The sequence below is a fragment of the Flavobacterium bomense genome (assembly GCF_003970355.1).
On sequence record NZ_RYDJ01000220.1, the window covers coordinates 802 to 1,126 of the forward strand.

Annotated in this window: 1 protein-coding gene; it reads left to right on the plus strand. The window is 40.9% G+C overall.

Annotation, left to right across the window (positions count from 1 at the left end):
• Positions 1–325, plus strand: a 325-nt coding sequence (locus EKL98_RS18330) for a TonB-dependent receptor plug domain-containing protein (protein ID WP_158618356.1), incomplete at both ends; no start/stop codon positions are given.

Here is a 325-nt window from a genome sequence, read left to right on the forward strand (position 1 = left end):
GATTGTTATTGTTGGATATGGTAAGCAAAAAAAGGAGAGTGTAGTTGCTGCAATTTCTCAAGTTTCAGGAAAAACATTAGAGCGAGCAGGTGGAGTTCAAAGTATTGGTGCAGCTTTAACAGGTAATGCGCCGGGTTTAATTACGACTGCTAGTACTGGTATGCCTGGAGAGGAAGATCCTCGTATAGTAATACGTGGAGCAAGTACTTGGAATGATTCATCTCCATTAGTATTGGTTGATGGTATAGAGCGTCCTATGAATAGTGTAGATATTGGATCTGTAGAGACGGTTTCTGTTTTGAAAGATGCTTCTGCTACTGCGGTT